This window comes from Streptomyces sp. NPDC048751 (assembly GCF_043198595.1).
Lineage (GTDB): Bacteria > Actinomycetota > Actinomycetes > Streptomycetales > Streptomycetaceae > Streptomyces.
In genome coordinates this window covers 1-24,831 of the sequence record NZ_JBICUX010000005.1, presented here as the reverse complement: position 1 = coordinate 24,831, position 24,831 = coordinate 1, and the positions used below count along the sequence as shown (strand labels likewise).

Genomic DNA, 24,831 nt, shown 5'->3' with positions numbered 1-24,831 from the left:
AAACTCATCGGTCGCCCGCATCCGATCGGGGCCACCCCAAGTCACCAGCGCCCTCGTTCGAAGCGGAACGGCGTGAGGGCACGGGGGCGGTGGCCGGTGCGGACGTACGCGGCGAGTTTGTGGCCGGTGACCGGGCCCAGGGTGACGCCGAGCATGCCGTGGCCGGTGGCGGCGAAGGCGTTGCCGTGTCCGGGGACGCGGTCGATGACCGGGAGCCCGTCGGGGAGGAAGGGCCGCCCCCCGACCCAGGGATCGCGGATCAGACCGACCAGGTCGTCGGGGTCGTCGAACCAGCGGCCCAGGTAGTGCCGGCTGGCGAGGGCGACCGCGACGACGCGGCGCCAGTCCAGGCGGTTGTTGTTGCCGCTCAGCTCCATCGTGCCGCCGATGCGCGTGGTCGCGCCGAGCGGGGAGGCCACGGTTCTGCGTTCGCCGAAGTAGAGCGTGTGGCGGGGCGCGGGGTCGAGGTCCACCGAGAAGCTGTAGCCCTTGCCTGCCTGGAGGGGCAGCGGATGTCCCAGGGCGCCCAGCAGCTGCGAGGAGCGGGTGCCGGCCGCGATGACGACCGCCGCGCAGGGCAGGTCGCCCTGTGTGGTGCGGACCGCGGTGACGCGCCCCCCGGCGGTGCGGAACCCGAGGGTCTCCGCGTTCTCACGGACCTTCACCCCCGCCGCGGTGAGCGCGTCACCGAGGCCGCGGGCGAAGGCCTCCGGGTCGACGACGCCCTCCCCCTCGACGAGGTAGGCCGCGCGCACCCGGGGCGACAGCGCGTCGTCCAGGAGTCGGGCCTCGTCGCCCGTGACGATGTCGTCGGGAAGCGGGTAGCGGCCGTCCGCCATCTGACGCTGGAGGGCCAGGTGGTGGCGGGCCTCGGCCGCGGAGAGGAAGGCGTGGACCATGCCGGGGCGGGTGAGGGTCGTGTCCACCCCGGCCTCGCGCAGGCCGTCGAAGAGGTCGAAGGTGTCGTGGTTCAGCTCGGCGATCGCCGCGTAGCCGCGTCGGAAGGCGGCCGGTGTGCTGCTGCGCCAGAACCGCCACAGCCACCGTACGAACGCCGGGTCGGGCAGGGGCCGTAGGTACAGCGGTGAGTCAGGGCGCCCCAGGGAGCGCAGGGCGTAGCGCAGGACGCCCGGGGCGGGGACCGGTGTGGAGTGGCTGAGGCAGATCCAGCCCGCGTTGCCCCGGGACGCTCCCGAGGCAAGGCCGCGCCGTTCGACGACCTCCACCGGGAGGCCCGCCTCCGCCAGGTAGTACGCCGTGCACAGCCCCACGACGCCGCCCCCGACCACGACGACCGGCCCCTCGCCGCCGAGTGCGGCGGTCATGACGCAGACCCGTAGGAGGAGAGGAACTCCCGTGTCCTGGCCTGGGCGGGGTGGTCGAGGACGTCCCGCGCGGCGCCCTCCTCGACGATGCGGCCGCCGTCGACGAAGACGACGTGGTCGGACACCTCACGGGCGAAGGGCAGTTCGTGGGTGACCAGCAGCATGGTCATGCCGTCCGCGGCGAGTTCCCGCATCACGCTCAGGACCTCCCGGGTGGCCTCGGGGTCCAGGGAGGACGTGGGCTCGTCGAAGAGCAGCACCTCGGGCCTGAGCGCGAGGGCCCGGGCGATGGCGACGCGTTGCTGTTCCCCGCCGGAGAGCTGGTCGGGCCGGGCGAGGCCGCGATGGGCCACGCCGACCCGGCGCAGCAGCGCGACGGCCACGTCCAGCGCCTCCCGCTCGGGGACGCCGGCCTTGCGCTGGGCCAGGACGACGTTCTCGACGGCGGTGAGGTGCGGGAACAGGTGGAAGCGCTGGAAGACCATGCCGACGGTGCGGCGCAGCCGGGGCAGGTCGCGGCAGACGGTGCGGCCTCCGCTGTGCACCACTTCGCCGGCCACCTCGACCGTGCCCCGGTCGGGGAGTTCCAGCAGGTTGACGCAGCGCATCAGGGTGGTCTTGCCGCCACCGCTCTGCCCGATGACGCTCACGATGCGGCCGCGGCCGACCTCCAGGTTCACGTCGTCGAGCACCAGTCGGCCGTCGAAGGACTTGCGCAGCCCCTGGATGCGTACGACCGCGTCCGTGCGGGCCGGTGGGGCGGCCGCCGCCTTGGTGACGGGCTCGGTCATGCCGCCGCCTCCTTCCGCTCGGTGTCCGTTGTGATACCCGCGCCGAGTTCGGCCGCGAGGAGTTCCCGGGCCGCCCGCATCCGCCGTCGTCGCCACGGGGACAGGGGGACGCCCGCCCGTACCTTGCGCTCCAGGAGCAGCAGGAGCTGGGAGAGCGGGTAGCAGAGCGTGAAGTAGAGGGCGGAGATGACGAGGTACACCTCCAGCGCCCGGAAGGTGGCCGAGGTGATCAGCCGCCCCTCGGACATCAGCTCGGCGGCGGAGACGGTGACGAGCAGGGAGGTCGACTTCAGCAGGTCGACGAGCATGGTGTTGGTGCCGGGCAGGGCCTGCCGGACGGCCTGCGGCAGGACGACGTGCCCGAAGATGCCGACCCGGCCGAGGCCCAGCGCCTGTCCGGCCTCGGTCTGTCCGGCGTGCACACCGCTGATCGCGGAGCGGAAGATCTCGGACAGGTAGGCGGCGTAGAAGACGACGAGGCTGAGGCAGCCGGCGGTGAACACGTCGAGCCGGATCCCGGTGGAGGCCAGGCCGAAGTAGGTCAGGAAGATGATGGCCAGCAGGGGGACGTTCTTGAACACCTCGGTGTAGACGGCGGCGAGAGCACGCGCGGGCCACGCGCGGCTCAGCCTGAGCAGCGCGACGGCCAGGCCGAGCAGTACGGCGCCCACGAAGCTGACGGCCGTGTAGGAGAGGGTGCGGCCGAGGGCGTCGACGAGGTCGCCGCGGTAGTCGGACCAGGGGACTTGGAAGACGGCGGACAGATAGAGACCGGACATGTCATCCCCTCACTGACCGGACTGCCCGGACTGTCCGACGGACGGCGGTGTCCAGTCCTGGGGCCGGTCCACGCCGCGGCGGGCGGTGGCGACGTCGGCGGCGGGCTTCAGGAACTGCTCCGGGTCGCCGCCGTACTTCTCGACGAGCTTCGCCATCTCGCCGTTCTTGTACATGGCGTCGATCTGCGCGGAGATCGCCTGTTCCAGCTTGGTCGCCTGCTTCGGGAGGTAGAAGCCGGTCTGGTACGGCTGGAAGTACTGGTAGGCGGGCTCGGCCTTGACCTGGGCGGCGGTCGGGGGCGTCAGGTACTCCGTGCTGATCTTCAGCTCGGGCCGCTGTTTCTGGGCCGCGATGATGATCAGCGGGTCGAGGAAACCGACGTCGACGCGACCCGCGCCGAGGTCGTCGAAGACGCCGGTGGCGTCCGGGTAGGCGTGCAGCTTGGCGCCGGGCACGGACTGGATGGACTTGACCCAGACGTAGCCCTCGACGGTGCCCAGGTTCAGGCCCTTGAGGTCGTCAACCGTCTTGTACGTCTTGCCGTCGCGCACGGCCATCGCGGGGGGCGAGTAGTAGGGCGGGTCGGTGAACAGGCCCTGCTTCTGCCGGTCGGCGCTCCAGGCGACACCGCCGATGGTGATGTCCACCCGACGGGACTGGACCCCGGCGAGCATCCCGGCGAAGTCCGTGACCTGGGGTTTTATGGTGAGGCCGAGCTTCTTGGCGACGTAGGTGAGGATGTCGCCGTCCAGGCCGACGATCTTGTCGCCCTGGACGCTGGTGTAGGGGGCGTACGGCTGTACGGCCACCTTGATCACGCCGGGCGTGAGGGTGCCCAGTGCCGCGGTCCTCGCCGACACGTTCTTCGGGGCGTTGTCGCCGCCGCCGGAACCGCAGGCGGCGACCGAGGAGAGCAGGAGGATCGCGAACGAACTGCACACGAGGGAACGCACACGGATCATCGGCTTGGGCCTTCCGTCCTGGTGCTGAAGGAACCCGCCGTTTCACCGCGCTGTGCCCCCGGCGGGGATGTGATGGGCCCAAACGCTAGGGACCCGCCCGCCGGGCGTCACCGGTCACTTCGTACGAAGTTGGGGCCGAAACCGTTCGATCACCTGTACGGTGCGTCCAGCCCCAGCCCGTTTCACCCTGGTTCCCCTTACAGGAGGACGCCGTGCTGAGCCCGTCCCTCGCGCAGGAGATCGCCGCGGACACCTCCGCCGTGATCGGCTTCAACGTGCTGATCACCGACGGGGACGGCATGGTCATCGGAAGCGGCGACAGCAGCCGCGTCGGCACCTTCCACGAGGCGTCCGTCGAGGTCATCCGCACCAAGGAACCCGCCACGCACAGCGCGTCCCAGGCGCAGCTGCTGCGGGGTGTGCGCCCCGGGGTCACCCTGCCGTTGATCACCGACGGGCAGGCGGTGGGGACCGTCGGCATCACCGGCACCCCCGCCCAGGTGCGCCGCTTCGGGCTCCTGGTCAAACGCCAGACGGAGATCCTGCTGCGGGAGTCCGTGATGCTGCGCTCCCGCCTGCTCGCGGAGCGCGCCGCTGAGAAACTGCTCACCGACATCGCCTCGTACGACCCCCAGGTCGTCGAGAGCGACTTCCTGGTGTTCCGGGCCGCCGAACTCGGCTTCGACCTGCGGCTGCGACGGGTCGCGGTGGCGTTCGAGGTGACCGTGCCCGAGGGTGCCGCCCGGCGCCCGGGCGCCCCCACCCGGGACATGGCGCTGATCCGCTCGGAACTGATCCGCACGGTCCGCGAGGTCTTCGCCGACCCCCAGGACATCGTCGCGGGCACGGCCCCCGGCTGGATCGGCGTCCTGCACCGGCTCCCGGCACAGGCCTCCCCCGCCTCCCTGGCCGCCGACTGCCGACGGATCACCGACGTCATCGCCGCCCAGGACGGTCTCACCGCCCACGCCGGCGTCGGCGAGCCGGGCACCTCCGTCCGCTCCCTGCACGACTCCTACCAGGACGCCTGCGACGCGCTCCGCCTGGGCGCCCGGCTGCCGGGCCACTCCCCCGTCCATCTGATCTCCGACCTGCGCGTCCACCAGGTCATGGCCGCCGTGAGCCAGTCGGCCCGCAACCGCCTGCTCGACCTCACCACCGCCGAGCTGCGCGCCCAGCCGGACTGGCCGGCGCTGCGCGACACGATCACCGCCTGGTGCGAGTCCGGCTTCAACCTCGTCCGCGCCTCCGCGGCCCTGCACATCCACCGCAACACCGTCGTCTACCGGATGAACAAGATCGAGCAGCTCACGGGGCGGCCCCTGCGCGAGCATCGGGCCACGATGGCGCTGTATCTCGCGTGTCTGGCGGACACCGGGGCGACGCGTCCGTCGGGGGACGACGTCGCCGGATGGTGAGACTCAGGGATCCACAAGGCCCGCGCGTATCGCGTACCGCGTCAGTTCCAGGCGGTCGCGCATGCCGAGTTTGTGGAGCAGGTTGGCGCGGTGGCGTTCGACCGTCTTGGCGCTGATGTGGAGGAGCCCGCCGATCTCGCGGGAGGTGTGGCCCTCGGCGACGAGCTTGAGGATCTCCTCCTCGCGCTCGGTGATGGCGCGTTCGGGCAGGCCGTCGCCGCGGTGGAGGCGGTCCAGGTAGGAGCGGACGAGGGTGCGTTCCGCGCCCGGGTAGACGAAGGGCTCGTCGCGTACGGCCGCGCGGCACGCCTCGACCAGGTCGCGGTCGGCGACGGACTTCAGGACGTAGCCGCTGGCGCCGGCCTTGAGGGCCTCGAAGAAGTACTGCTCGTTGTCGTACATCGTGAGGATCAGCATCCGCAGGCCGGGCAGGCGTCGGGAGAGTTCGCGGGCCGCCTGCAGTCCGGTCGTGCGGGGCATGGCGATGTCCAGGACGGCCAGGTCGATGTCCCCGGCCCGGGCGCGTTCGATGGCCTCCGCCCCGTCCCCGGCCTCGGCCACGACCGTCAGGTCCGGTTCCCCGTCGAGGATCAGGCGCACTCCTCGGCGTACGAGGGTGTGGTCGTCGGCGAGCAGGACGCGTATCGGGGAGTCGGGTGTCACAGCGGGCTCCCGGCGGCTGTGCGCGGGGACACGCGGGTCCGTGCGGGCATGCGGGTCGGTGGAGACATGCGGGTCCGCGGGGACATGCGGGTGGCGCACGGGTTCATCGTCCGCCCCCGGTCGGTATGCGCAGGCGTACGTCCGTGCCCCGTCCCGGTGCCGGTTCCACGGTGAGCGCCGCGCCGATCAGGAGGGCGCGTTCGCGCATGCCGGTGAGGCCGGCGCCGTCGCTCGCGCCGTCGAGGCCCCTGCCGTTGTCACGGACGAGAAGTTCGACGCCGCCCGGGACCGTCCCGAGCCGGAGTTCGGCACGGTCGGCGCCGGCGTGCCGGACCGTGTTGGTGAGGCCCTCCTGGGCCACGCGGTAGATCACCAGTTCCGTCTCCCCGGTCAGCGCGGGCAGGTCCCCCGCGAGGTCGTGGCGCACCGTCAGCCCGGGTGCGGAGAACTCCGCGGCGAGCGAGCGCAGGGCGCTGAGCAGGCCGAGTTCCTCCAGCACGCCGGGGCGCAGGCGGCGGGCGATGCGGCGGACCTCGTCGAGGCCGGCGCGGGTGGCCTCCTGCGCCTGGGAAACCTCGTCGCACAGGGTCTCGGGGGCCCGGTCGGCCACGCGCTTGAGCTGGAGGAGGACCGCGGTGAGGGTCTGGCCGACCTCGTCGTGCAACTCCCGCGCGATGCGCCGGCGTTCACGTTCCTGCGCGGACAGCGCCCGGGCGGCGCTGGCGGCGCGCTCCGTCTCGAGCCGGTCCAGCATCGCGTTGTACGTCGTGATCAGCTCGGCCGTCTCCACCGGACCGGCGACCACGGGACGCGTTCCCGGGCGCAGCAGGTCGGCCGTGGCCATGGCGCGGCCCAGCCGCCCGAGCGGTGCGAGTCCGACGCGGAGCACGACCGCGTTGGCGGCCAGCAGCGCGGCGAGACCCACGACGACGACCAGCGCCTCGGCCGGCAGAACCGGTGTCGAGACGGTGACCGGGCCGAGGAGCAGGGCCGCGGCCACGACCAGGCCGACGGCGTTGAGGGAGAAGATCCGCCAGAACAGCGACACGTGCCCGGTCCCTCCCTTCTCCGCCCTCGCCGATCTCGTCCATGGCACCGCCCTGACCAGCCTCTCCTCCGCCCGCCCACCCCGTCCATCCGTCACAACACCCATGTCGTCACCGTACGGGGGGGATGGCAGCATGGCGACTCCGGGCACCCGATGAAGGACGCGTCGTATCGACCGCGCGTCGGACGCACGACGCGTCGGACGAACGGCGCGTCACATGAACGACGCGTCGGACGGACGGCGCGTCACATGAACGACGCGTCGACGGACGGCGCGTCACGTGAACGACGGTCACATGAACGACGAGCAAGGGGAAGAAACGTGTCTGCTCCACGCCTCCGGGCGACGCCGCTGCCGGGTATCGGGGTCCAGTACGACCTCGTGACGCGCGAACACCGCCACCTGTCCGTGGTGGCGCACCGGGACGGGACCCGCACGGTGAGCGTGTACCGGGCCGACGACCCCGACTCCTGCGCCCAGTCGCTGCGGCTGACCGGCGCCGAGGCGGGCTCGCTGATCGACGCGCTGAAGCCGTCGCACCACAGCGCGAGCCTGCTGTACACCACGGACCTGGGACTGGTCGCGGAGCGCGTCGAGGTGGCCGCGACCTCCCGCTGGAACGGGCGGGTGCTGGGCGACACCCGGATGCGTACGGAGACCGGGGCGTCGGTGGTGGCGGTGCTGCGCCGGGCGGAGGCGATTCCGTCGCCGGCGCCGGACTTCCGCCTGGCGGGCGGTGACATCCTCATCGTCATCGGCACCCGTGAGGGTGTCGACGCGGCCGCCGCGATACTCGGGCGGGAGTGATCGCGTGCACTCCGCGGTCCTGCTGATCGAGTTCGGTTCCATCATCCTCGGCCTCGGCCTGCTCGGCCGGGTCGCCGCCCGCTTCCAGTTCTCGCCCATCCCGCTCTACCTCCTCGCCGGTCTGGCCTTCGGTGAGGGCGGACTGCTGCCGCTCGGCGCGAGCGAGGAGTTCGTCGCCATCGGCGCCGAGATCGGCGTGATCCTGCTGCTGTTGATGCTCGGCCTGGAGTACACGGCGAGCGACCTGGTCTCCAACCTCAAGTCCCACTACCCGTCCGGCCTGGTCGACTGCGCGCTCAACGCCCTGCCCGGCGCCGCCGCGGCGCTGCTGCTGGGCTGGGGCCCGGTGGCCGCGGTGGTCCTGGCGGGCGTCACCTGGATCTCGTCGTCCGGGGTCATCGCCAAGGTCCTCGGCGACCTCGGCCGGGTGGGCAACCGCGAGACCCCGGTGATCCTGAGCGTCCTCGTCCTGGAGGACCTGGCGATGGCGGTGTACCTGCCCATCGTCACCGCGCTGGTGGCCGGTGTCGGTCTCGCCGCGGGCAGCGTGACCCTGGCGATCGCGCTGGGCGTCGCGGGCCTCGTGCTGTTCGTGGCGGTGCGTTACGGGCGGGTCATCTCACGGTTCGTCTCCAGCGACGACCCGGAGAAGCTGCTGCTCGTGGTCCTCGGCCTGACGATCCTGGTCGCCGGGGTCGCCCAGCAGCTCCAGGTGTCGGCCGCGGTGGGGGCGTTCCTGGTCGGCATCGCGCTGTCCGGCGAGGTCGCCGAGGGCGCGCACACCCTGCTGAGCCCGCTGCGCGACCTGTTCGCCGCGGTGTTCTTCGTCTTCTTCGGGCTGCACACCGACCCGGCCAGCATCCCTCCCGTCCTGCTGCCCGCCCTCGCGCTGGCCGTCGTGACCGCCGCGACGAAGATCGCCACGGGATACTGGGCGGCACGGCGGGCAGGGATCTCGGTCAAGGGCCGGTGGCGTACCGGCGGCGCGCTGGTGGCACGCGGCGAGTTCTCGATCGTCATCGCCGGTCTCGCCGTCACGGCCGGCATCGAGCCGTCCCTGGGACCGTTGGCCACCGCCTACGTGCTGATCCTCGTCGTCGTGGGCCCGCTGACCGCGCGATACACGGAGCCGCTCGCCGCCTGGTGGGCACGGCGACGCGCGGCCGGTACGACGGACGCGGCGACCCCTGCTCCGCCGCCCACGGAATCAGCCGGTTCACGCACCGAGGCCTCTGTGAAGGACTGACCAACCGAGGCTTCCGTCAAGGACTGACCACACGCGGGGGCGGGCGGCGTCGCCTCGTCGGCCACCGCCCGCCGCCGCGTCTCACCGCGCGCTGTCGCCCACCCACCCCTGGCGGCGCAGTACGGCCGACACGTCCGGTGCCTCGTAGTGCTCCCCCTTGAGGACCTTGCCGTCGGCGCGGCGGGCTATCCGGCCGTCGGGGCCCAGCTTGGTCATGTTGGAGCGGTGGATCTCGGCGATCACCGCGTCGAGGTCGATCCCGTGGACCAGGGCCGTGCCGTACGCCACGTACACCACGTCGGCCAGTTCGTGCGCGAGCCGGTCGAGCGGGCCGTCCACCGACACCTCGGCGACCTCCGCGGCCTCCTCGGCGAGCAACTCCCCGCGGTGGGCGGCGAGAGCCGGGGACACCTCGGTGGGCGTACTGCGGGCGTCGAGCCCGAAGGCGAGGTGGAACTGACGGACCAGGGACGCGGGCGAGGGGGGCGAGGTCGGCGAGGTCGGCGAGGTCGGCGAGGAACTCATGCCCCCGACTGTAGCGAGCGCCTGTGACAGTGCCGTCGCACCGCCGGGGCCGGGTGAGACCCGCCTCCCCTGGTCAGCAGCCCGCCCCGGCTGGCAGGATCGCGCCCATGTCCAGATCCTTCCCCCGCATCGGCAGGCGCCGGGCCCTGCAGGGTGCGGCCGCCGGTTTCGTCGCCCTCGGACTGCTGCTGTGGTGGCTGCTGCCGCTGGGCGAGGACCCGCCGAGCGGGACGATCACGGTCATGACGGGGACACCGCGCGGCGTCTACCAGGACTACGGCCGGCGGCTGCGCAACGAGCTCGGCAAGGACATGCCAGATCTGACGGTGAAGCTCCAGACCAGCGACGGCTCGCAGGAGAACGTCGCGCGCGTGGCGGCCGGCGAGGCCGACTTCGCGATCACGGCGGCCGACGCGGTGGAGACGTACGAGCTGAAGCACGGGCCCGGCGCCGACAAACTGCGCGGTGTCGCCCGTCTCTACGACGACTACGTACAGCTCGTCGTGCCACGCGACTCCGCCATCAAGTCCCTCGCGGACCTGCGGGGCAAGCGGGTGGCGATAGGGCCGCCCGAGTCCGGTGTACGGCTGATCGCCGACCGGCTGCTCGGCGCGGTGGGCATCGACGCGGAGAAGGACATCAAGCCGGAGGGCGACGGTATCGGCACGGCGCCGGGCCGGCTGCAGCGGGACGAGATCGACGCGTTCTTCTGGTCGGGGGGCCTGCCGACGGCCGGGGTGAGAACGCTTGCCAACAGCTTCTCCTTCCGGTTCGTGCCGATCGAGGCCTCCGTCGTCGCGAAGCTCCACAAGCAGGGCGACGCCACGCGGTACTACCGGGCCACCAACATGCCGGAGTCGGCCTACCCCACCATCCAGAACGGCGTCGCCGTGCCGACCATGGCGGTTTCCAACCTGCTGATCACGCGCGCGGACATGGACCCCCGGCTCACCGAATGGGTGACCCGGACCGTGATCAGGAGCCGGGACGGCATCGGACAGCACGTCCACTCCGCACAGCTCGTCGATCTGCGCACGGCGATCTACACCGACCCGCTCCAACTGCACAAGGGCGCCCGGAGCTACTACCGCTCCGTGAAGCCGTAGGAGCACCGCGGCCGCCTCGAAGGACCCGCCCCCGCTCACGCCACGGGCGCCGACCTCGGCACCCGCACGGTCACCCGCAGCCCCTGCGGTTCGTTGTGGTCGTACGTGATGGACCCACCGCCCGCCGCGAGCAGGGTCCGCGAGATGGAGAGACCGAGTCCGGAGCCCTTGATGTTCTGGTGGCGGCCGCTGCGCCAGAAGCGGTCGCCGATGCGGGCCAACTCCTCGTCGGTGAGGCCCGGCCCGCGATCGGTGACGACGACGGTCGAGGTCGTGCCGTTGGACGCGACGCCCACCTCGACACTCTGGCCCTCGGGCGTGAACTTCACGGCATTGTCGATCACCGCGTCCAGGGCGCTGGACAGCGTGACCGGGTCGGCCCAGGCGGTGGTGGGCGGGCAGTCGCCCACCAGACGGACACCCTTGGCCTCGGCGGTGGGTGCCCAGGCCGCGACGCGCTCGGCGGTCAGCGCGCCGATGTCGGTGACCCGCAGGTCGGCCTCGGTGTGCTCGGCCAGCGCCAGGTCGAGCAGGTCGTCCAGCACCTGCGCCAGTCGCTTGCCCTCGTTCTGGACGGACGCGATCTCCTCGTTGCCCTCCGGGAGTTCGTAGGCGAGCAGTTCGATGCGCAGCAGCAGCGCCGCGAGCGGGTTGCGCAACTGGTGCGAGGCGTCGGCGACGAAGGCGCGCTGCTGCTCCAGCACGTCCTCGACGTTGTCCGCCATCTCGTTGAACGACCGGGCCAGCCGCCGTAGTTCCGGCGGCCCGCTCGCCACCGCGACCCTGGACTTCAGGCGCCCGGTGGCGATGTCATGGGTCGTCGCGTCCAGTACGCGTACGGGTTTGAGCACCCATCCGGTCAGCTGGAGGGCCGCGCCGACGGCCAGCAGCATCGCGGCGATCTCACCCGCCCCGATGACCAGCCAGCCCTGCAGGATCCTCGAACGCATCTGTCCCGTGGGCGAGTCGGTGACGACGACCGCGACGACGTCACCGTCCCGGATGACGGGCGAAGCGACGACGAGACGGCCGCGCTGCCAGGGCCACACCTGCTTGGGGTCATGGCTACGACGGCTGAGGAACGCCTCGTCGAAAGCGTCCCGCACCTCGCCCTCCTCGGGGAGATACCAGTCCGTCGGCGCGTGAGCCATGGGCGTGTCGCTGCGGTAGAAGACACCGGCGCGAATGCCGTAGACCTCGTAGTAGCTGATCAGTTCGCGGCTCAGGGTCTCGCGGCGCTCGTCCGTGGGCGTGCCGGCGGACTCGCTCGGCGTGTCGGTGACGAACTGGGCGAGGGCGGCGAACCGCGCGGTGTCGTCGATCCGGTCGACGACCACCTTCTGTTGCTGCGCCCCGGCCACGCTGACGGCCAGCGGGACCCCCAGGGCGAGCAGCACGGCCGCCATCAGGACGATGAGCAGCGGAAGCAGACGTGTGCGCAAGCCGTTTCCGCCCTATCCCCGCTCACCTGTGTTCATCGGACGCCGTTGCCTTCCCTCCGACCCGATCGGGCCGGACCGACCTTACGCAGCCGGGGCGACGAGCCGGTAGCCCACGCCCCGCACGGTCTCGATCAGGGCCGGCATGCGCAGCTTGGCGCGCAGGGACGCGACGTGCACCTCCAGGGTGCGCCCGGTCCCCTCCCAGCTGGTGCGCCACACCTCGCTGATGATCTGCTCCCGGCGGAAGACCACGCCGGGGCGTTGGGCGAGGAGGGCGAGAAGGTCGAACTCCTTGCGGGTCAGTTGGACGACCGAACCGTCCACGGTGACCTGGCGCGTCGGCAGTTCGATGAGCACGGAGCCGAGGCGCAGCGCGGTGTCGACGGCCGCGGCGGGGTCCTCGTGGAGGGTGCGCCGGCTGACGGCGTGGATCCGGGCGAGCAGTTCCCCGGTGTCGTACGGCTTCACCACGTAGTCGTCGGCGCCGAGGTTGAGGCCGTGGATGCGGGAGCGCACGTCGGACCGCGCGGTGACCATGATCACCGGAGTGGCGGTGCGCTTGCGGATCTTGCCGCAGACCTCGTAACCGTCCTGGTCGGGCAGGCCCAGGTCGAGGAGGACGACGCCGAAGCCGGGGCCTTCCGGGACCAGCGCCTGGAGGGCCTCCTCGCCGCTGCGGGCGTGGGTGACCTCGAAGCCGTGCCGCTTCAGGATCGCGGACAGAGCCGCGGCGACGTGGTTGTCGTCCTCGACGAGGAGCAGTCGCATCCCGGCCCCCTCCGATTCATCAGCCGTATGGTGTCGTTATGTACAAAACGCGTGCACGCGCGCGCGTGCACTCTCGAAGTCACGCTGATTGACGACGACGTCGTCAAGTGGGTTCCGGTTCCGGGAGACTTCCGTTACCCGGCCGATATGCGCACGGGTTGCGCCCAGGTCACAAGTGCTACGACACGTGTCCGATTGCTATCGGATCGTGATGCTCAGATTCCCCTCAGATGTAATGACGCTGGTCGTACGGGGTTACTACTGTCCTGCGAAACCGAGGAGGACGGAGCCTTAGAGCGATGACCAAAGTATCGGTGGCCAAGGAGGACGCGGCCCCTACCGGCGACCTGGTCGTCCTGAAGAGCGTCAACAAGCACTTCGGCGCGTTGCACGTTCTCCAGGACATCGAGCTGACGATCACGCGTGGCGAGGTCGTCGTGGTCATCGGACCTTCCGGGTCCGGTAAGTCCACTCTGTGCCGCACCATCAACCGCCTGGAGACGATCGACTCCGGGGCGATCTCGATCGACGGAAAGCCCCTGCCCCAGGAGGGCAAGGAGCTGGCCCGGCTGCGTGCCGACGTCGGCATGGTCTTCCAGTCGTTCAACCTGTTCGCGCACAAGACCGTGCTCGAGAACGTGATGCTGGGCCAGATCAAGGTCCGCAAGGCCGACAAGAAGCAGGCCGAGGAGAAGGCTCGCTCCCTGCTCGACCGGGTCGGCGTGGGCACCCAGGCCGACAAGTACCCCGCGCAGCTCTCCGGCGGCCAGCAGCAGCGCGTCGCCATCGCGCGTGCCCTGGCCATGGACCCGAAGGTCATGCTCTTCGACGAGCCCACGTCGGCGCTCGACCCGGAGATGATCAACGAGGTCCTCGAGGTCATGCAGCAGCTCGCCCGGGACGGCATGACCATGGTCGTCGTCACCCACGAGATGGGCTTCGCACGTTCGGCCGCGAACCGCGTGGTGTTCATGGCGGACGGCCGCATCGTCGAAGAGGCCGCGCCCGACCAGTTCTTCAGCAACCCGCGCAGCGACCGTGCCAAGGACTTCCTGTCGAAGATCCTGCACCACTGACAGCGCACCTCGCGCCCCTGTCGACCTGCGTCACCCGCTCCTGACGGACCGGATCGTCATCACTCAAAGGATGTTCACCATGAAGCTCCGCAAGGTCACCGCCGCCTCGGCCGCCGTACTCGCCCTCGCCGTGACCGCCACCGCGTGCGGTTCCGACAAGAAGGACGACAGCGGCTCCGGCTCCTCCGGCGGTGGCAAGACCATCACCATCGGCATCAAGTTCGACCAGCCCGGCATCGGCCAGAAAACGCCGCAGGGTTACTCGGGCTTCGACGTCGACGTCGCCACGTACGTCGCCAAGAAGCTGGGCTACAGCGCGGACCAGATCGAGTGGAAGGAGTCGAAGAGCCAGGACCGCGAGACCATGCTCCAGCGCGGTGACGTCGACTTCATCGCCGCTTCCTACTCGATCAACCCCAAGCGCGAGAAGCTCGTCGACTTCGCGGGCCCGTACCTGCTGGCGCACCAGGACGTCCTGGTGCGTTCCGACGACAACTCGATCAAGTCGGCGGCGGACCTGAACAAGAAGAAGCTGTGTTCGGTGACCGGCTCGACGTCCGCGCAGAACATCAAGGACAAGCTGGCGCCCGACGCCCAGCTGCAGAAGTACCCGACCTACTCCGCCTGCCTGAGTGGTCTGCAGAGCGGCGCCATCGACGCGGTGACCACGGACGACTCGATCCTCGCCGGCTACGCCGCCCAGGCTCAGTTCAAGGGCAAGTTCAAGCTCGGTGGCCTGAAGATGTCCAACGAGAACTACGGCATCGGCGTGAAGAAGGGCAGCGACCTCAAGGCCAAGATCAACAAGGCCCTTGAGGAGATGGTCGCCGACAAGTCCTGGCAGCAGGCCGTGGAGAAGAACTTCGGTCCGGCGGAATACAAGTCCGAGCCGGCGCCCAAGATCGGCGACGTCAAGAGCTGAAGCATCGCCTGAGGGGTGTGCCGTCCCCGGGGACGGCACACCGGGGCGTCCCTACACGCGGAAGCACGGGAGATCGTGTTCGACTTTCTTGAGGGTTACGACCTGCTGGGGGCCTTCTGGACGACGGTGCAGCTCACTCTGCTCGCCGCCGTCGGCTCCCTGGTGTGGGGCACCCTGCTGGCCGCCATGCGCGTCGGCCCGGTGCCACTGATGCGCGGTTTCGGAACCGCCTACGTGAACATCGTGCGGAACATCCCGCTGACGGTGATCATCCTGTTCACCTCGCTGGGGCTGCACAACACCCTGGAGGTCAGCCTCGGCTCGGACAAGATCGATACGGTCAATTTCCGGTTGGCGGTGCTCGGGCTGATCGTCTACACCTCGGCCTTCGTGTGCGAGGCGCTTCGGTCCGGCATCAACACGGTGCCCGTCGGGCAGGCAGAGGCCGCCCGCGCCATCGGTCTCAGCTTCTCCCAGGTGCTGCGGCTGGTCGTCCTGCCGCAGGCCTTCCGATCCTCCGTCGGTCCGCTGGCCAACGTGCTGATCGCGCTGACCAAGAACACCACGGTGGCAGCGGCGATCGGCGTCGCCGAGGCGGCGACCCTCATGAAGACGATGGTGGAGAACGAGGCCCAGCTCATCCTGATCTCCGCGGTCTTCGCGTTCGGCTTCGTGTGCCTGACGCTGCCGACCGGACTGATCCTCGGCTGGGTCGGCAAGAAGGTGGCGGTAAAGCGATGAGTTCCGTTCTCTACGACGCCCAGGGGCCGCGTGCCAAGCGGCGCAACGTGCTCCTCACGGTGATTTTCGTGGCCGCCTTCGCGGCGGTGGCGTGGTGGGTCTACACCAGCCTCGACGAGAAGAACCAGCTGGAGTGGACTCTGTGGAAGCCGTTCTTCAGCGGCACCGAGGCCTGGTCCACGTACATCTGGCCCGGTCTGAAGAACACTCTCAAGGCCGCGGCTCTCGCCATGGTCATCGCGCTGCCGCTCGGCGCCGTCTTCGGCATCGCCCGCCTGTCGGACCACCGTTGGATCAGTGTGCCGGCCGGCGCCGTGGTGGAGTTCTTCCGGGCCATCCCGGTGCTGGTCCTGATGATCTTCGGGAACGCCCTGTTCGCCCAGTACTTCACCGTCGACCCCGACGACCGCCCCATGTACGCGGTCGTCACCGGACTCGTGCTGTACAACGCCGCGGTCCTGGCGGAGATCGTCCGGGCGGGCATCCTCTCCCTGCCCAAGGGCCAGTCGGAGGCCGCGATGGCCATCGGCCTGCGCAAGGGGCAGGTGATGCGGGTCATCCTGCTGCCGCAGGCGGTCACCGCGATGCTCCCGGCCATCGTCAGCCAGCTCGTGGTGATCGTGAAGGACACCGCGCTCGGTGGCGCTGTGCTCACCTTCCCCGAGCTGTTGTCCTCGGCCAACACGATGATCGGTTACTACGGCAACACCATCGCCAGCTTCACGGTGGTGGCCGTCATCTTCATCGCGCTCAACTTCTCCCTCACGACCTTCGCCGCCTGGCTGGAGGCCCGGCTGCGGCGCGGCCGGAAGTCCACCGGTGCGGTGGTCGGTGCCGGCGCCGTCGACGAACTGGCTGCTCCCGGCGAGCACGAGGACCTGCACAAGGGGTCCTGACCAACGCGTCGCTGAAGCCCCGCCTCAACCCTCAACGCGTGGAGCCCGGCAGTCCCTCCGACTGCCGGGCTCAATGCTGTCGTGCGACGGTCGCATGAGCGAAGTCGATCAAGTCCCCGAGCGCATTCATGTAGCCGTCGACCGCGCCAGCCTGCGTACGACGACCCCCAGTATCTGGTGTGTGGGGCACGGACCGTGCTGTTTGGAATCGACGCTGCGTGGGTTGTCTCCGATCACCATGATGTGACCGTCCGGCACCACGCCGTCCTTCTTCACCTGTTCCGGATACCGCTCACCGCTCAGTGCGACGGCACGCTTGATATACCAGCGATGGACTTGCACATCGCGGTCCACCAGAGGTTTCCTCCCCCACCCCGTTTCGATGTCGGGGCGTACCACGACGACGATGCGCCCCTTTCGCAGCCCCCGAGTGCCGCGGCGGATCAGCACCCGGTCTCCGGTCTCGAATGTGGGGCTCATACTGAGGCCGTTCACTGTGACCGCGACAAAGCTGCGCTGAATCCAGAAGACACCGATCGCGGCCACCAGCAGGGACATTGCGACGACCACCAACCAGAGCACCCCTCATCACCGTCTCTCTCGTCAAGCCGTGGAATCCACGTAATCCGACGCCTGAAGGGAAAAGAGTCGCGAGTATTCCCCGTGCTGTTCCATCAGATCATCATGGGTGCCCTCTTCCACAACCTGTCCGTGCTGGATGACGACGATTGTGTCGGCATGCCGAACACTGCCCAAACGATGTGAGATGAGCACACTCGTGGCATTGGCTCGGTACTTCCGCAGCTGCTCATGGACTTCCTGCTCGGCAGCCGCGTCCAGACCCGAACTGGGCTCGTCGAGGATGAGCAGGTCCCGCCTGCTGCGGATCAGCGCCCGGGCCAGGGCGATACGCTGCCACTGCCCGCCGGACAGCGTGACGCCATGCTCCTGCTCACCCGACTCGTCTTCCTGATAGAAGACCCTCGACAGCATGGTTTGGTAGCCGCGGGGAAGGCCGGCGACGTGGGCGTGGATTCCTGCTTCTTCGGCAGCCGCACGGATTTCCTGCTGATCGTCGAGGAACTTCAGATCGCCGATGGCGATGTTTTCGGATACGGACAGGTCGTAACAGGTGAAATCCTGGAAGACAGCACTGATGCGGTCGCGCAGATCGGCCGTCTCGACATCACGGATGTCCACACCGTCCCAGGTGATGCGCCCCTTCGTCGGGTCGTACATGCGGCACAGCAACTTCACGAGCGTGCTTTTGCCGGCTCCGTTGAGACCGACCAGGGCGAGTGAGTGGCCGTAGGGAATGGTCAGCGTGACGCCGCGCAGTACCCACGGTCCGTCGTCCCGGTAACGGAACCAGACGTCCTCGAGCCGGATACCGCGCCGCAGCGACGGGAGTTCTCGCGGCTCAGCGGGTCTCGGCAGGTCGGACTCACCGTTGCTCACTTCTTGGTAGTGCCCGAAGATCAGGAGTGAGTGATAGGCGGCAGTGGCATCGGCGATGGCGCCGCCGAGTGCGCTCTGCACACCCGCGACCGCGGCGATGAACGCGGACACATCACCGATGCTGAACTCACCTCTGGTCGCCGCCATGACGATCCAGACGAGACCGCAGGCCGCGACCACAGCGCTGAGCGTGGACAGGGGAACATGCCGCGCGACCGTTTTGCGGTCGAGCTGTTCTTCGGCCCGGTTGATCTCCTTCGTTTCATCACGCATGCGCTCCAGCAGGAATCGGCCGGTCCCGAAGAGGCGGGTTTCCTTCACCGCGTCCAAGTCGAAGAGCAGGCGTTGATAAAAGAGCTGCCGCCTGGTCCGGGGGCTCATCTCCCACATCATGTCGGAGCGCTGGCGGCTGATCGACAGCTGAAGGAAAAGCGCCGGGAGCACCGCGAGCACCGTGACGAGCGCCATCAACGGGCTGATGGCGACGAGGACGCCCAGGAAGCTGACGACCGTCAGGCCGGCCTGGAGCAGTCCGAAACAGGAGGCGACGACCTGCTCGGGCGCGGTCACGGCGGCCTGCTGCGCCATCCTCAGCCGGTCGAGGAACTCCGGTTGCTCGAATCGGGCGAGCCCCTCCAACCGGCTGACGGCCGAGTACAACCGATACTGCACCAGCAGGCTCACGCCGCGCTGCAGCCGTGACTTCAGGTACTCCCCGATCGGCGGCAGGGCGGCCTGGACGGCGGTCAGCACGCCGATGCAGACAACCGCCTGCAGAGGTGTGAGCACGGGCGCCGGCACGCTCTCGCCGCTCGTCGCGTGCTGGACACCGTCGATGAGCCACTTGGTCAGCAGCGCCAGACAGGCGGGCACGGTGCCCTGCGCCACGATGGTCACGAGGTACAGCGACATCGTGACCGGTCCCGCCCGCCACGTCAGTCCGAGGGCGTGCACGGCACGGCCGGCCAGGGTGCGGACATCGCTCAGAAACCGCAGAGCAGACCGGATGGCCACATCAGGCCTTCGCGGTGAGGGAGCTCTGCGTCCCGGCGCGGACCACCCGGCCGTCGCCGTCGACGACCACGAAGGCAGGGAAGCCCGGAATCGAGAAGGCCGAGGCGACCGGCCCGAGTGAGTCCTCCAGAATGACCGTCGCGGCCCCTTCCAGTCCGTCGACATAAGCGGCGGCGGACTCCCGGCCGCCGACGACGGCGATCACCTGATCGGCCTTCAGTCCGTGGGCATCCGCGTGGTCGATCAGCTTCGGGATGGTCGTCTTGCACACCGCGCAGCCGGTGTCGAAGAACGCGAAGACGGATTCCGAGCCGAGCAGGTCCCCGGTGGCGACGACGGTTCCTGACGTCGACTCGGCACGGAAGTCGGGGATGCGGCTACCGATCGGAAGATCAGGAATGTCCGACCCGTCCGGAGCGGGGCCGGAATCCTTCTGCTTGAGCCTACGCATGACCGCCATGGTCAAAAAGAGATTCAATACGGTCAATGCGCCGAGCAGCACAACGGCCGCGACCAGGAACCCCATGTCAGGAACACCCCGTTTTCGTTTTCACTCAGCAACGCCCGGCCACTACCAGTTGCCACTGAGTAGATCTGTTATCTCGTCGTAGAAGAAGGCGATGAGTGTCACGACGACAGCCGCTGCCACAGAAACACCCACTCCCCCGACATTCAGCGCCTTCCCGGCGTTGTCAGGTGCGAGGAAAAGAGCTGTGCCACCGAAGGCCAGAAGAGTGGAATTACGCCAGACATGGCGCCAGCCCAGGGGCGTACTGGCCCGGCCGAAGCATGCACAGTGAAGTTTGATGAGATTGCGCGCGGAGAAAAGGGCGAGCACGGTGAAGCCCGCGAGCAGGCCGACGGCGAGGAGCAGTGAGAAGACCCGAGTCGTTCCCTGGAACAGGAGGGCAATTCCTGTCGTCACTTCGACGACGACGAGTCCCCACGCCGATTGCGGGGCCCAGCCCTTCTTCGCCGGCCACACGCGCTCGAAGAGTCTTGTCCACATCAGGACGACGTCATCGATCGTACGAGCCTTTGCCAGTCCTGATGCCAGGAAAACGCCCACGAGAGACAGCCGCAGCCCGAGTTCTACATAGGTCATTGAGGTGTTCGATTCCAACGCATCACAGGAGGGCCTCATGGCCGGTTCGGCCGGCCTGCGGATTCCCCCCGCAGGCCGACCGAACCGTATATCAGGAGGAGCTGGAGCCGGTCAGCAGCAGCCGATCCGCTCCCACGGGCCCTTGCTGGGACCGCCGGTGCTTTCGGCACACACCTGACGACGCTGCCTGGAGAGGCGCACCGAACCGCAGTACGGGAAGACGCACCGGTACTCGTAGGTGCACTCGAACTGGTCGGCGTCCGCGGTGGTGGACGGAACCAGACGACCGAGGAGCCGGCCCCCCAGACTGCCTGCCATCTTCTTCAGCATTTGTTTCCCCTTTTTGTGTCCGGATTGGTCTGACCCGGAGGCCTTGCCCGCACAAGAAAGTGCGACGAGAGGCCACCCCGTTGTAGGCACAATCGCGCGCTTGGCCTACGGAAGTGATCCTATGGAACGGCTGTGCTTATGGCAATGATGTTTTAAAGAAACCCTCGAACCCGCCGATGCGACACGGCGGCCATTGGTATGCAATTCAGTCACTGAGTGACAATTGCGCACGGGTCGGCGAACTCGCTTTGCATCACGGTAGGTTATTAAATCGGAATTCGAAGTACCGCTTTCGCTTCTCCGCTCCCGAAAGCGTCCAGGGGCGGCGCCGAGGCGCGACGAGGGGTGGATTCACCCGTGGCACTCGTGAAGCGCCGCGTAGACACCGGCCCGTCCGTCGCTTGACGCGGGAACCGGCAATGGGTTGCATACGTTCTGTGATCGTGCACCCTGCTCCAACCCTTTGCTCACCCATGTCCCCGATGACGACACCACAGGCAGGGGGCGCCACACCGTGGATCCGGTGATCATCGTCGGAGCGGGCCCCGTCGGGCTCACGCTCGCGCTGGCTCTGGCGCGTCAGGAGGTGCCCTCGGTCGTGCTCGACGAGGGGCCGGGCAAGGACGAGCCGCGGCTCGCGCGCACGGTCGTCCTGCGCGAGGACACCACCGCCCTGCTGGAGCGGCTGACCGGAGTCCCGCTCGGAGAGGCCGGCCTCCGCTGGGCCGGATGGCGGTCGATGCGGCGCAGGCAGGTGATGCGCGAGGTCATGTTCGACGACACCGATCCGGCGCCCCTGCACATCGCCCAGCACGTGGTGACCGGGGCACTGCGCGCGGCCCTCGCCGGCGAACGGCTCGTCAAAATCGCGGTGGACAGCCGCCTGGACACGATCGAGCAGGAACCTTCAGGCATCAACGCCCACACCCGCGGCACCAAGGGCACCTGGTGGCGCGGCAGTTACCTGGTCGGCTGCGACGGTCCCCGCTCGACCGTGCGCAAGCTGCTGGACATCCGCTTCCCCGGCCGTACGGCAGTGGAGCGGCACGCCGTCGCCGCGCTGCGCACGGAACTTCCCTGGACCGACGAGGCGCTGCTGCACCGGATGCCGCCGTGGCGGACGTCCGTTCCCTTCGCAGGCGAGATCACCGGCCGCCCGCTCCCGGACGGGGTCTGGCGCGTGGACTGGCTGCTCCCGCCCGGCAAGGACCTGGTCACGCCCGAGCTGCTGGTCGCCCGCGTCCGCGAGACGCTGGCGGGCTGGAGCGAGGGTCCGACCCCGCCGTACGAGCTCCTCGACACCGGCGTCCACACCGTGCACCACCGGCTCGCCCGCCGCTGGCGCGAGGGCCGGGTCTTCCTCGCCGGGGACGCGGCGCACCTGCTGGGCACGCTCGGTACCCAGGGCCTCGACGAGGGCCTCCGGGACGCCGACAACCTCGCCTGGAAGCTGGCCGCGGCCTGGCACCACGGGCCGCACGAGGCACTCCTCGACAGCTACCAGACGGAGCGGCGCGCGCTCGTCTCCGCCCGGCTGCGCGCCGCCGACCAGGCGCTGCCCCTGCTGCGCGGCGGCGGGGGCCTGCGGGCGTACGTCCCCGGCTCGGCCCGAGGGAACGACGCGCTGCTCACCGACGGTCACCTCGGGCGCGGTCCCCTGGGCACGCCCGGTACGTACGCCGACTCCCCGCTCGCGCCCGCGCCCTTGGAGGCGGAGGTCCCCGTGGACACTCCGCCCGGCGCCCCGGTCGAGGACGTACGGGTGACGGCGGAGGACGGCTCCTTCGTGCAGTTGCGCGACCGGCTCGGGCGCGGCGCGCTGCTCGTCGTTCTGATCGCACCGGGCACGGGGGTGTGGGAGCGCAGGCACTGGGTGTCCGCGGGGATCATGCCCCGGCTCTCGGCGGCGGTGACGGCGCTGCCGCATCCCGCCGAGCTTCTGGTCGCGGAGAGTTACCCGGGCGCGGCCGCCCACACCGTCCTGCTCATCCGGCCCGACGGCCACCTGGTGACGGCGCTGAGCGGGGTGCGTCCGGCCGACCTGTACGCGGCGGCGGAGGCGACGCTGGGCGGCCCGGTGAGGGCGACGGCCACGGCGGGTTCCGGGGCGAAGTAGGCGAAGGAGGGGAGCCAACCGCACAGGCTGTCACCCTGTGGTCCACATGGTGACAGCGAGTTGACCGGCCTGCAACGTCGTGCTGTACTCCGGAGCATGACCGACACCGATGTGCGCCTGTGGCGGAGGGTCCATATGGACCTCGTCCGCTACGCGGGCTGCGTGTGTCGCACGTCCTGCTGAATTCGCATCCCTTCCTTCCCGCGCGCGCCGCCCTTCTGCCGTCGCGCGCTCCAGCGAACCCTCTTCAGGACGGTGCCGTGTCTCTCTCTGTCTCCGGGGCTGCCTCTGGGGCTGCCTCTGCCTCCGGGGCTGCCTCCGCCTCTCGATCCGTCTCACCCTCCGTGGCCGGTCCGGCCGCCCCGCCCACGCAGGCGGACCTCCTCGCCTTCGTCCAGCAGACGGCCGCCGACGCCGAGCTGATCTCCTCACTCCCCCTCGACCCCGAAGGCCGCACCTGGGTGCGCCTCGAGGGGCCGGGCGGCAGCGAGGCCTGGCTGATCGGCTGGCCGCCCGGCACGGGAACGGGCTGGCACGACCACGCCGAGTCGGTGGGCGCCTTCCTCACCGCGCGGGGTGAGTTGAAGGAGAACTCGCTCGCCGCGCGGCTGCCCACCGACGGCTGGCGGACCCTGGAACTGGCGGACGACGTCGACCGGGAACGCCGACTGCCGGCCGGCAAGGGCCGCGCCTTCGGGCGCCACCACGTCCACGAGGTCCTCAACGAGTCCCCCGACCAGCACGCCATCTCCGTCCACGCCTACTACCCGCCCCTGCCGCAGATCCGCCGCTACAGCCGTACGGGCCCGGTGCTGCGGCTGGAGCAGGTGGAGCGCCCGGAGGACTGGCAATGAGGGAGGGCTCGCAGTGAGGAGAGCGCGGGACACGCCGCCCCTGGCCTCGCCCCCACACCACCTAGCTAAGGGCAGCGTCTGGCAGCGCTGCTTGTCGTTGTCACGTCATGCCGTCGACTGATGTGCAGTGGGCACTGCACCTGGGAACGGGTCTTCACCACGCTGATGGCCCAGGCCGACGCCGATGAGGACCTGGCCTGGGCAGTGTCGGTGGCGAGCGCCAGCATCTACCTGGCCGGACTCCACATCGCTGGCATCTTCCTCTGGTCCGCCCGGTGAGCCATACGACACCCCCTAGCGGCCGTCGTGGACGATCACCACGGCCTTGCTGCGGAGCTGGTTCTTACCGTGCCCAGGCGCTTGCCGGACGGGGTGAGCCCGGTGGCCGTCACCGGTCGGCAGTGGCCCGTGGATTGACCTCGCAACGAGCGATCTCGTCCAGGCGCCCTGTGCTGGCCATGGCCACGCGGTAGGTTGTTGTGTCCTTCGCGGGCACCGACACTTGATCTCCGGTGTCGATCATGGTGGATCCGCGCTCGTCCTTAAAGTTGATCTTCACAGTGAAGACGGCGTCGCGTCCGTTCGGATTCCTGACTTCGACTGTTGCGTACGGGTCGTCCGGGCTCGCGCAGCTGATGAGGACCGCGGTTCCGTCCTTCAAGGGCGGGGCGGTCTCGCTGGGGGAGGGCGTGGGGGTGGAACGGTGAGTGGGCGTATCGCCACCGCTGCCACCGGTACTGGCCCCCGAGTCATACGCGGCACTGCTGGACGAGCCGCTGGACGAACTGCCGTGCGGGCCTCCACTGTCATCACTGCGGCTCCCGTGACCGCAGCCCGACGAGAAGCCGGTCAGGGCCAGCACGACCATCGCCGACACCGCCGTGAATCTGAGCCTGCGCCCCCGCGTGTACATGCCGCCACTTTACCCACGGTCGTCGCTCCCGCCCCGGCGACGGGAGCGGCGGCCCGGGTCGGTATGTCGGCGAGTGGGTCCTGGTCGGCCGTGCTGCGGTTGGAGCGAGCGATGACGGCGACGAGCGAGGCCGCGGCGCCCTGGTCGTTTGCGTACGCTCGCGGCGCTGCGGGTTCCACGCCGATGCGCCGATGCCCCACGCTTCGGCGAGCGGCACCATGTGGTCGATGTCGAGACTTCCCGCCGACGTCACGATGGTGGCGTCGCAGTACGAGAACCAGCTTCCGCCGGTCAGGCGGAAGCCGGCACCTACGGTGGGTGGGGCGACCTCTTCGTGGACGTGATCAGCGGTTTCTCCAGGGCGCCGCTCGTGTGAGTGGAAAGGTCATACCGGAGAAGCGAATCGGCCCGCCTCGACGCGCGCCCGTGCGCCTGCCCGGTGGGGCCGATCTCGGCGACGTACGCCGCACGTCCGGTCGATAGGGTGTGCGCTCGTCGGTGATCGACTGTGCGCGGCCGCGAGCC

27 protein-coding genes and 1 pseudogene are annotated in these 24,831 nt (G+C 69.5%); 12 read left to right on the top strand and 16 right to left on the bottom strand.

Annotation, left to right across the window (positions count from 1 at the left end):
• Nucleotides 1-41: 41 nt before the first annotated feature.
• From ACGFNV_RS17470 to ACGFNV_RS17455, 4 genes are read right to left on the bottom strand one after another with little or no spacing between them, the layout of a single operon-like run.
• Nucleotides 42-1,325, bottom strand: a complete 1,284-nt coding sequence (locus tag ACGFNV_RS17470; RefSeq protein ID WP_393623384.1) for an NAD(P)/FAD-dependent oxidoreductase — start codon at nucleotides 1,323-1,325, stop codon at nucleotides 42-44.
• Nucleotides 1,322-2,116 carry an amino acid ABC transporter ATP-binding protein gene (locus tag ACGFNV_RS17465; RefSeq protein ID WP_393623382.1) on the bottom strand — a complete coding sequence of 265 codons (795 nt, stop codon included), beginning with the start codon at nucleotides 2,114-2,116 and terminating at the stop codon, nucleotides 1,322-1,324. The genes ACGFNV_RS17470 and ACGFNV_RS17465 overlap by 4 nt, the downstream gene beginning before the upstream one ends.
• Nucleotides 2,113-2,895, bottom strand: a complete 783-nt coding sequence (locus ACGFNV_RS17460; protein ID WP_393623380.1) for an amino acid ABC transporter permease — start codon at nucleotides 2,893-2,895, stop codon at nucleotides 2,113-2,115. Before ACGFNV_RS17460 ends, ACGFNV_RS17465 begins: the two co-directional genes overlap by 4 nt.
• Nucleotides 2,896-2,904: 9 nt before the next feature.
• Nucleotides 2,905-3,858 carry a substrate-binding periplasmic protein gene (locus ACGFNV_RS17455; RefSeq protein ID WP_393623378.1) on the bottom strand — a complete coding sequence of 318 codons (954 nt, stop codon included), beginning with the start codon at nucleotides 3,856-3,858 and terminating at the stop codon, nucleotides 2,905-2,907.
• Between the two features lie 212 nt (nucleotides 3,859-4,070).
• Here ACGFNV_RS17455 and ACGFNV_RS17450 point away from each other — a divergent pair, with 212 nt between their 5' ends.
• Nucleotides 4,071-5,276 carry a CdaR family transcriptional regulator gene (locus ACGFNV_RS17450; RefSeq protein ID WP_393623376.1) on the top strand — a complete coding sequence of 402 codons (1,206 nt, stop codon included), beginning with the start codon at nucleotides 4,071-4,073 and terminating at the stop codon, nucleotides 5,274-5,276.
• 3 nt (nucleotides 5,277-5,279) lie between these two features.
• Here ACGFNV_RS17450 and ACGFNV_RS17445 read toward each other — a convergent pair whose 3' ends face one another.
• Both ACGFNV_RS17445 and ACGFNV_RS17440 read right to left on the bottom strand, forming a co-directional pair.
• A complete protein-coding gene (locus ACGFNV_RS17445; RefSeq protein ID WP_393624052.1) occupies nucleotides 5,280-5,939 on the bottom strand; it encodes a response regulator in 660 nt (219 codons plus the stop codon).
• A gap of 103 nt (nucleotides 5,940-6,042) precedes the next feature.
• Nucleotides 6,043-6,987 carry a sensor histidine kinase gene (locus ACGFNV_RS17440; RefSeq protein ID WP_393623374.1) on the bottom strand — a complete coding sequence of 315 codons (945 nt, stop codon included), beginning with the start codon at nucleotides 6,985-6,987 and terminating at the stop codon, nucleotides 6,043-6,045.
• A gap of 321 nt (nucleotides 6,988-7,308) precedes the next feature.
• Here ACGFNV_RS17440 and ACGFNV_RS17435 point away from each other — a divergent pair, with 321 nt between their 5' ends.
• Both ACGFNV_RS17435 and ACGFNV_RS17430 read left to right on the top strand, forming a co-directional pair.
• Nucleotides 7,309-7,794, top strand: coding sequence for a TrkA C-terminal domain-containing protein (locus ACGFNV_RS17435; RefSeq protein ID WP_133932754.1), 486 nt, complete (start codon nucleotides 7,309-7,311; stop codon nucleotides 7,792-7,794).
• Nucleotides 7,795-7,798: 4 nt separating this feature from the next.
• Nucleotides 7,799-9,040: a cation:proton antiporter gene (locus tag ACGFNV_RS17430; RefSeq protein ID WP_393623371.1), complete on the top strand. Its 1,242-nt coding sequence runs from the start codon at nucleotides 7,799-7,801 to the stop codon at nucleotides 9,038-9,040.
• An 81-nt stretch (nucleotides 9,041-9,121) separates the two neighbouring features.
• Here ACGFNV_RS17430 and ACGFNV_RS17425 read toward each other — a convergent pair whose 3' ends face one another.
• Nucleotides 9,122-9,565 (bottom strand): MazG nucleotide pyrophosphohydrolase domain-containing protein, encoded by a 444-nt coding sequence (locus tag ACGFNV_RS17425; protein ID WP_393623370.1) that lies wholly within the window; start codon nucleotides 9,563-9,565, stop codon nucleotides 9,122-9,124.
• 107 nt (nucleotides 9,566-9,672) lie between these two features.
• Here ACGFNV_RS17425 and ACGFNV_RS17420 point away from each other — a divergent pair, with 107 nt between their 5' ends.
• A complete protein-coding gene (locus ACGFNV_RS17420; RefSeq protein WP_393623368.1) occupies nucleotides 9,673-10,671 on the top strand; it encodes a TAXI family TRAP transporter solute-binding subunit in 999 nt (332 codons plus the stop codon).
• Nucleotides 10,672-10,706: 35 nt separating this feature from the next.
• Here ACGFNV_RS17420 and ACGFNV_RS17415 read toward each other — a convergent pair whose 3' ends face one another.
• Entirely contained in the window at nucleotides 10,707-12,113 is a 1,407-nt protein-coding gene (locus ACGFNV_RS17415; RefSeq protein ID WP_393623366.1) for an ATP-binding protein, read from the bottom strand.
• A gap of 81 nt (nucleotides 12,114-12,194) precedes the next feature.
• Nucleotides 12,195-12,881 (bottom strand): response regulator transcription factor, encoded by a 687-nt coding sequence (locus ACGFNV_RS17410; RefSeq protein WP_393623364.1) that lies wholly within the window; start codon nucleotides 12,879-12,881, stop codon nucleotides 12,195-12,197.
• A gap of 299 nt (nucleotides 12,882-13,180) precedes the next feature.
• Here ACGFNV_RS17410 and ACGFNV_RS17405 point away from each other — a divergent pair, with 299 nt between their 5' ends.
• From ACGFNV_RS17405 to ACGFNV_RS17390, 4 genes are all read left to right on the top strand, one after another.
• Nucleotides 13,181-13,957, top strand: a complete 777-nt coding sequence (locus ACGFNV_RS17405; protein WP_393623363.1) for an amino acid ABC transporter ATP-binding protein — start codon at nucleotides 13,181-13,183, stop codon at nucleotides 13,955-13,957.
• A 79-nt stretch (nucleotides 13,958-14,036) separates the two neighbouring features.
• Complete coding sequence (locus ACGFNV_RS17400) at nucleotides 14,037-14,879, top strand: glutamate ABC transporter substrate-binding protein (RefSeq protein ID WP_393623361.1); 843 nt, start codon at nucleotides 14,037-14,039, stop codon at nucleotides 14,877-14,879.
• 75 nt (nucleotides 14,880-14,954) lie between these two features.
• Nucleotides 14,955-15,620 (top strand): amino acid ABC transporter permease, encoded by a 666-nt coding sequence (locus tag ACGFNV_RS17395; RefSeq protein WP_393623359.1) that lies wholly within the window; start codon nucleotides 14,955-14,957, stop codon nucleotides 15,618-15,620.
• Nucleotides 15,617-16,516: an amino acid ABC transporter permease gene (locus ACGFNV_RS17390; protein ID WP_393623357.1), complete on the top strand. Its 900-nt coding sequence runs from the start codon at nucleotides 15,617-15,619 to the stop codon at nucleotides 16,514-16,516. Before ACGFNV_RS17395 ends, ACGFNV_RS17390 begins: the two co-directional genes overlap by 4 nt.
• Before the next feature lie 126 nt (nucleotides 16,517-16,642).
• Here ACGFNV_RS17390 and ACGFNV_RS17385 read toward each other — a convergent pair whose 3' ends face one another.
• The 5 genes from ACGFNV_RS17385 to ACGFNV_RS17365 form a co-directional block, all read right to left on the bottom strand.
• The gene (locus ACGFNV_RS17385) at nucleotides 16,643-17,074 is read right to left on the bottom strand and encodes a S24/S26 family peptidase (protein ID WP_393623355.1); all 432 of its coding nucleotides are present in this window, start codon (nucleotides 17,072-17,074) and stop codon (nucleotides 16,643-16,645) included.
• Between the two features lie 45 nt (nucleotides 17,075-17,119).
• Nucleotides 17,120-18,886 carry an ABC transporter ATP-binding protein gene (locus tag ACGFNV_RS17380; RefSeq protein ID WP_393623353.1) on the bottom strand — a complete coding sequence of 589 codons (1,767 nt, stop codon included), beginning with the start codon at nucleotides 18,884-18,886 and terminating at the stop codon, nucleotides 17,120-17,122.
• Between the two features lie 103 nt (nucleotides 18,887-18,989).
• Entirely contained in the window at nucleotides 18,990-19,514 is a 525-nt protein-coding gene (locus ACGFNV_RS17375) for a peroxiredoxin family protein (protein WP_393623351.1), read from the bottom strand.
• A 45-nt stretch (nucleotides 19,515-19,559) separates the two neighbouring features.
• Nucleotides 19,560-20,111, bottom strand: coding sequence for a MauE/DoxX family redox-associated membrane protein (locus ACGFNV_RS17370; protein WP_393623349.1), 552 nt, complete (start codon nucleotides 20,109-20,111; stop codon nucleotides 19,560-19,562).
• A 93-nt stretch (nucleotides 20,112-20,204) separates the two neighbouring features.
• Nucleotides 20,205-20,423, bottom strand: coding sequence for a hypothetical protein (locus ACGFNV_RS17365; protein WP_393623347.1), 219 nt, complete (start codon nucleotides 20,421-20,423; stop codon nucleotides 20,205-20,207).
• Nucleotides 20,424-20,937: 514 nt separating this feature from the next.
• On the opposite strand from ACGFNV_RS17365, the gene ACGFNV_RS17360 reads away from it, so the two are divergent.
• The 4 genes from ACGFNV_RS17360 (at nucleotide 20,938) to ACGFNV_RS17345 (ending at nucleotide 23,672) form a co-directional block, all read left to right on the top strand.
• Nucleotides 20,938-22,539, top strand: a complete 1,602-nt coding sequence (locus tag ACGFNV_RS17360) for an FAD-dependent monooxygenase (RefSeq protein WP_393623346.1) — start codon at nucleotides 20,938-20,940, stop codon at nucleotides 22,537-22,539.
• A gap of 96 nt (nucleotides 22,540-22,635) precedes the next feature.
• The gene (locus ACGFNV_RS17355) at nucleotides 22,636-22,722 is read left to right on the top strand and encodes a putative leader peptide (RefSeq protein ID WP_355611620.1); all 87 of its coding nucleotides are present in this window, start codon (nucleotides 22,636-22,638) and stop codon (nucleotides 22,720-22,722) included.
• Nucleotides 22,723-22,883: 161 nt separating this feature from the next.
• Nucleotides 22,884-23,393, top strand: coding sequence for a cysteine dioxygenase (locus ACGFNV_RS17350; RefSeq protein ID WP_393623344.1), 510 nt, complete (start codon nucleotides 22,884-22,886; stop codon nucleotides 23,391-23,393).
• A 120-nt stretch (nucleotides 23,394-23,513) separates the two neighbouring features.
• On the top strand, nucleotides 23,514-23,672 hold the full coding sequence (locus ACGFNV_RS17345) for a hypothetical protein (protein WP_393623343.1): 159 nt from the start codon (nucleotides 23,514-23,516) through the stop codon (nucleotides 23,670-23,672).
• A gap of 109 nt (nucleotides 23,673-23,781) precedes the next feature.
• Here the strand turns inward: ACGFNV_RS17345 and ACGFNV_RS17340 are convergent, their stop codons facing one another.
• Together ACGFNV_RS17340 and ACGFNV_RS17335 are read right to left on the bottom strand one after the other, a co-directional pair.
• A complete protein-coding gene (locus ACGFNV_RS17340) occupies nucleotides 23,782-24,306 on the bottom strand; it encodes a hypothetical protein (protein ID WP_393623341.1) in 525 nt (174 codons plus the stop codon).
• A gap of 59 nt (nucleotides 24,307-24,365) precedes the next feature.
• Nucleotides 24,366-24,640, bottom strand: a pseudogene (locus ACGFNV_RS17335) (HNH endonuclease); the annotation flags it as partial.
• Nucleotides 24,641-24,831 lie beyond the last annotated feature (191 nt).

Excerpts from the sequence above, each read along its gene's own strand:
- ACGFNV_RS17390 (WP_393623357.1), top strand. The coding sequence starts at position 15,617 with ATGAGTTCCGTTCTCTACGACGCCCAGGGGCCGCGTGCCAAGCGGCGC.
- ACGFNV_RS17375 (WP_393623351.1), bottom strand. The coding sequence starts at position 19,514 with ATGGGGTTCCTGGTCGCGGCCGTTGTGCTGCTCGGCGCATTGACCGTA.
- ACGFNV_RS17420 (WP_393623368.1), top strand. The coding sequence starts at position 9,673 with ATGTCCAGATCCTTCCCCCGCATCGGCAGGCGCCGGGCCCTGCAGGGT.
- ACGFNV_RS17465 (WP_393623382.1), bottom strand. The coding sequence starts at position 2,116 with ATGACCGAGCCCGTCACCAAGGCGGCGGCCGCCCCACCGGCCCGCACG.
- ACGFNV_RS17410 (WP_393623364.1), bottom strand. The coding sequence starts at position 12,881 with ATGCGACTGCTCCTCGTCGAGGACGACAACCACGTCGCCGCGGCTCTG.
- ACGFNV_RS17455 (WP_393623378.1), bottom strand. The coding sequence starts at position 3,858 with ATGATCCGTGTGCGTTCCCTCGTGTGCAGTTCGTTCGCGATCCTCCTG.
- ACGFNV_RS17460 (WP_393623380.1), bottom strand. The coding sequence starts at position 2,895 with ATGTCCGGTCTCTATCTGTCCGCCGTCTTCCAAGTCCCCTGGTCCGAC.
- ACGFNV_RS17340 (WP_393623341.1), bottom strand. The coding sequence starts at position 24,306 with ATGTACACGCGGGGGCGCAGGCTCAGATTCACGGCGGTGTCGGCGATG.
- ACGFNV_RS17345 (WP_393623343.1), top strand. The coding sequence starts at position 23,514 with ATGTGCAGTGGGCACTGCACCTGGGAACGGGTCTTCACCACGCTGATG.
- ACGFNV_RS17365 (WP_393623347.1), bottom strand. The coding sequence starts at position 20,423 with ATGCTGAAGAAGATGGCAGGCAGTCTGGGGGGCCGGCTCCTCGGTCGT.
- ACGFNV_RS17400 (WP_393623361.1), top strand. The coding sequence starts at position 14,037 with ATGAAGCTCCGCAAGGTCACCGCCGCCTCGGCCGCCGTACTCGCCCTC.
- ACGFNV_RS17470 (WP_393623384.1), bottom strand. The coding sequence starts at position 1,325 with ATGACCGCCGCACTCGGCGGCGAGGGGCCGGTCGTCGTGGTCGGGGGC.
- ACGFNV_RS17355 (WP_355611620.1), top strand. The coding sequence starts at position 22,636 with ATGACCGACACCGATGTGCGCCTGTGGCGGAGGGTCCATATGGACCTC.
- ACGFNV_RS17425 (WP_393623370.1), bottom strand. The coding sequence starts at position 9,565 with ATGAGTTCCTCGCCGACCTCGCCGACCTCGCCGACCTCGCCCCCCTCG.
- ACGFNV_RS17405 (WP_393623363.1), top strand. The coding sequence starts at position 13,181 with ATGACCAAAGTATCGGTGGCCAAGGAGGACGCGGCCCCTACCGGCGAC.
- ACGFNV_RS17380 (WP_393623353.1), bottom strand. The coding sequence starts at position 18,886 with ATGTCGCTGTACCTCGTGACCATCGTGGCGCAGGGCACCGTGCCCGCC.
- ACGFNV_RS17385 (WP_393623355.1), bottom strand. The coding sequence starts at position 17,074 with ATGTCCCTGCTGGTGGCCGCGATCGGTGTCTTCTGGATTCAGCGCAGC.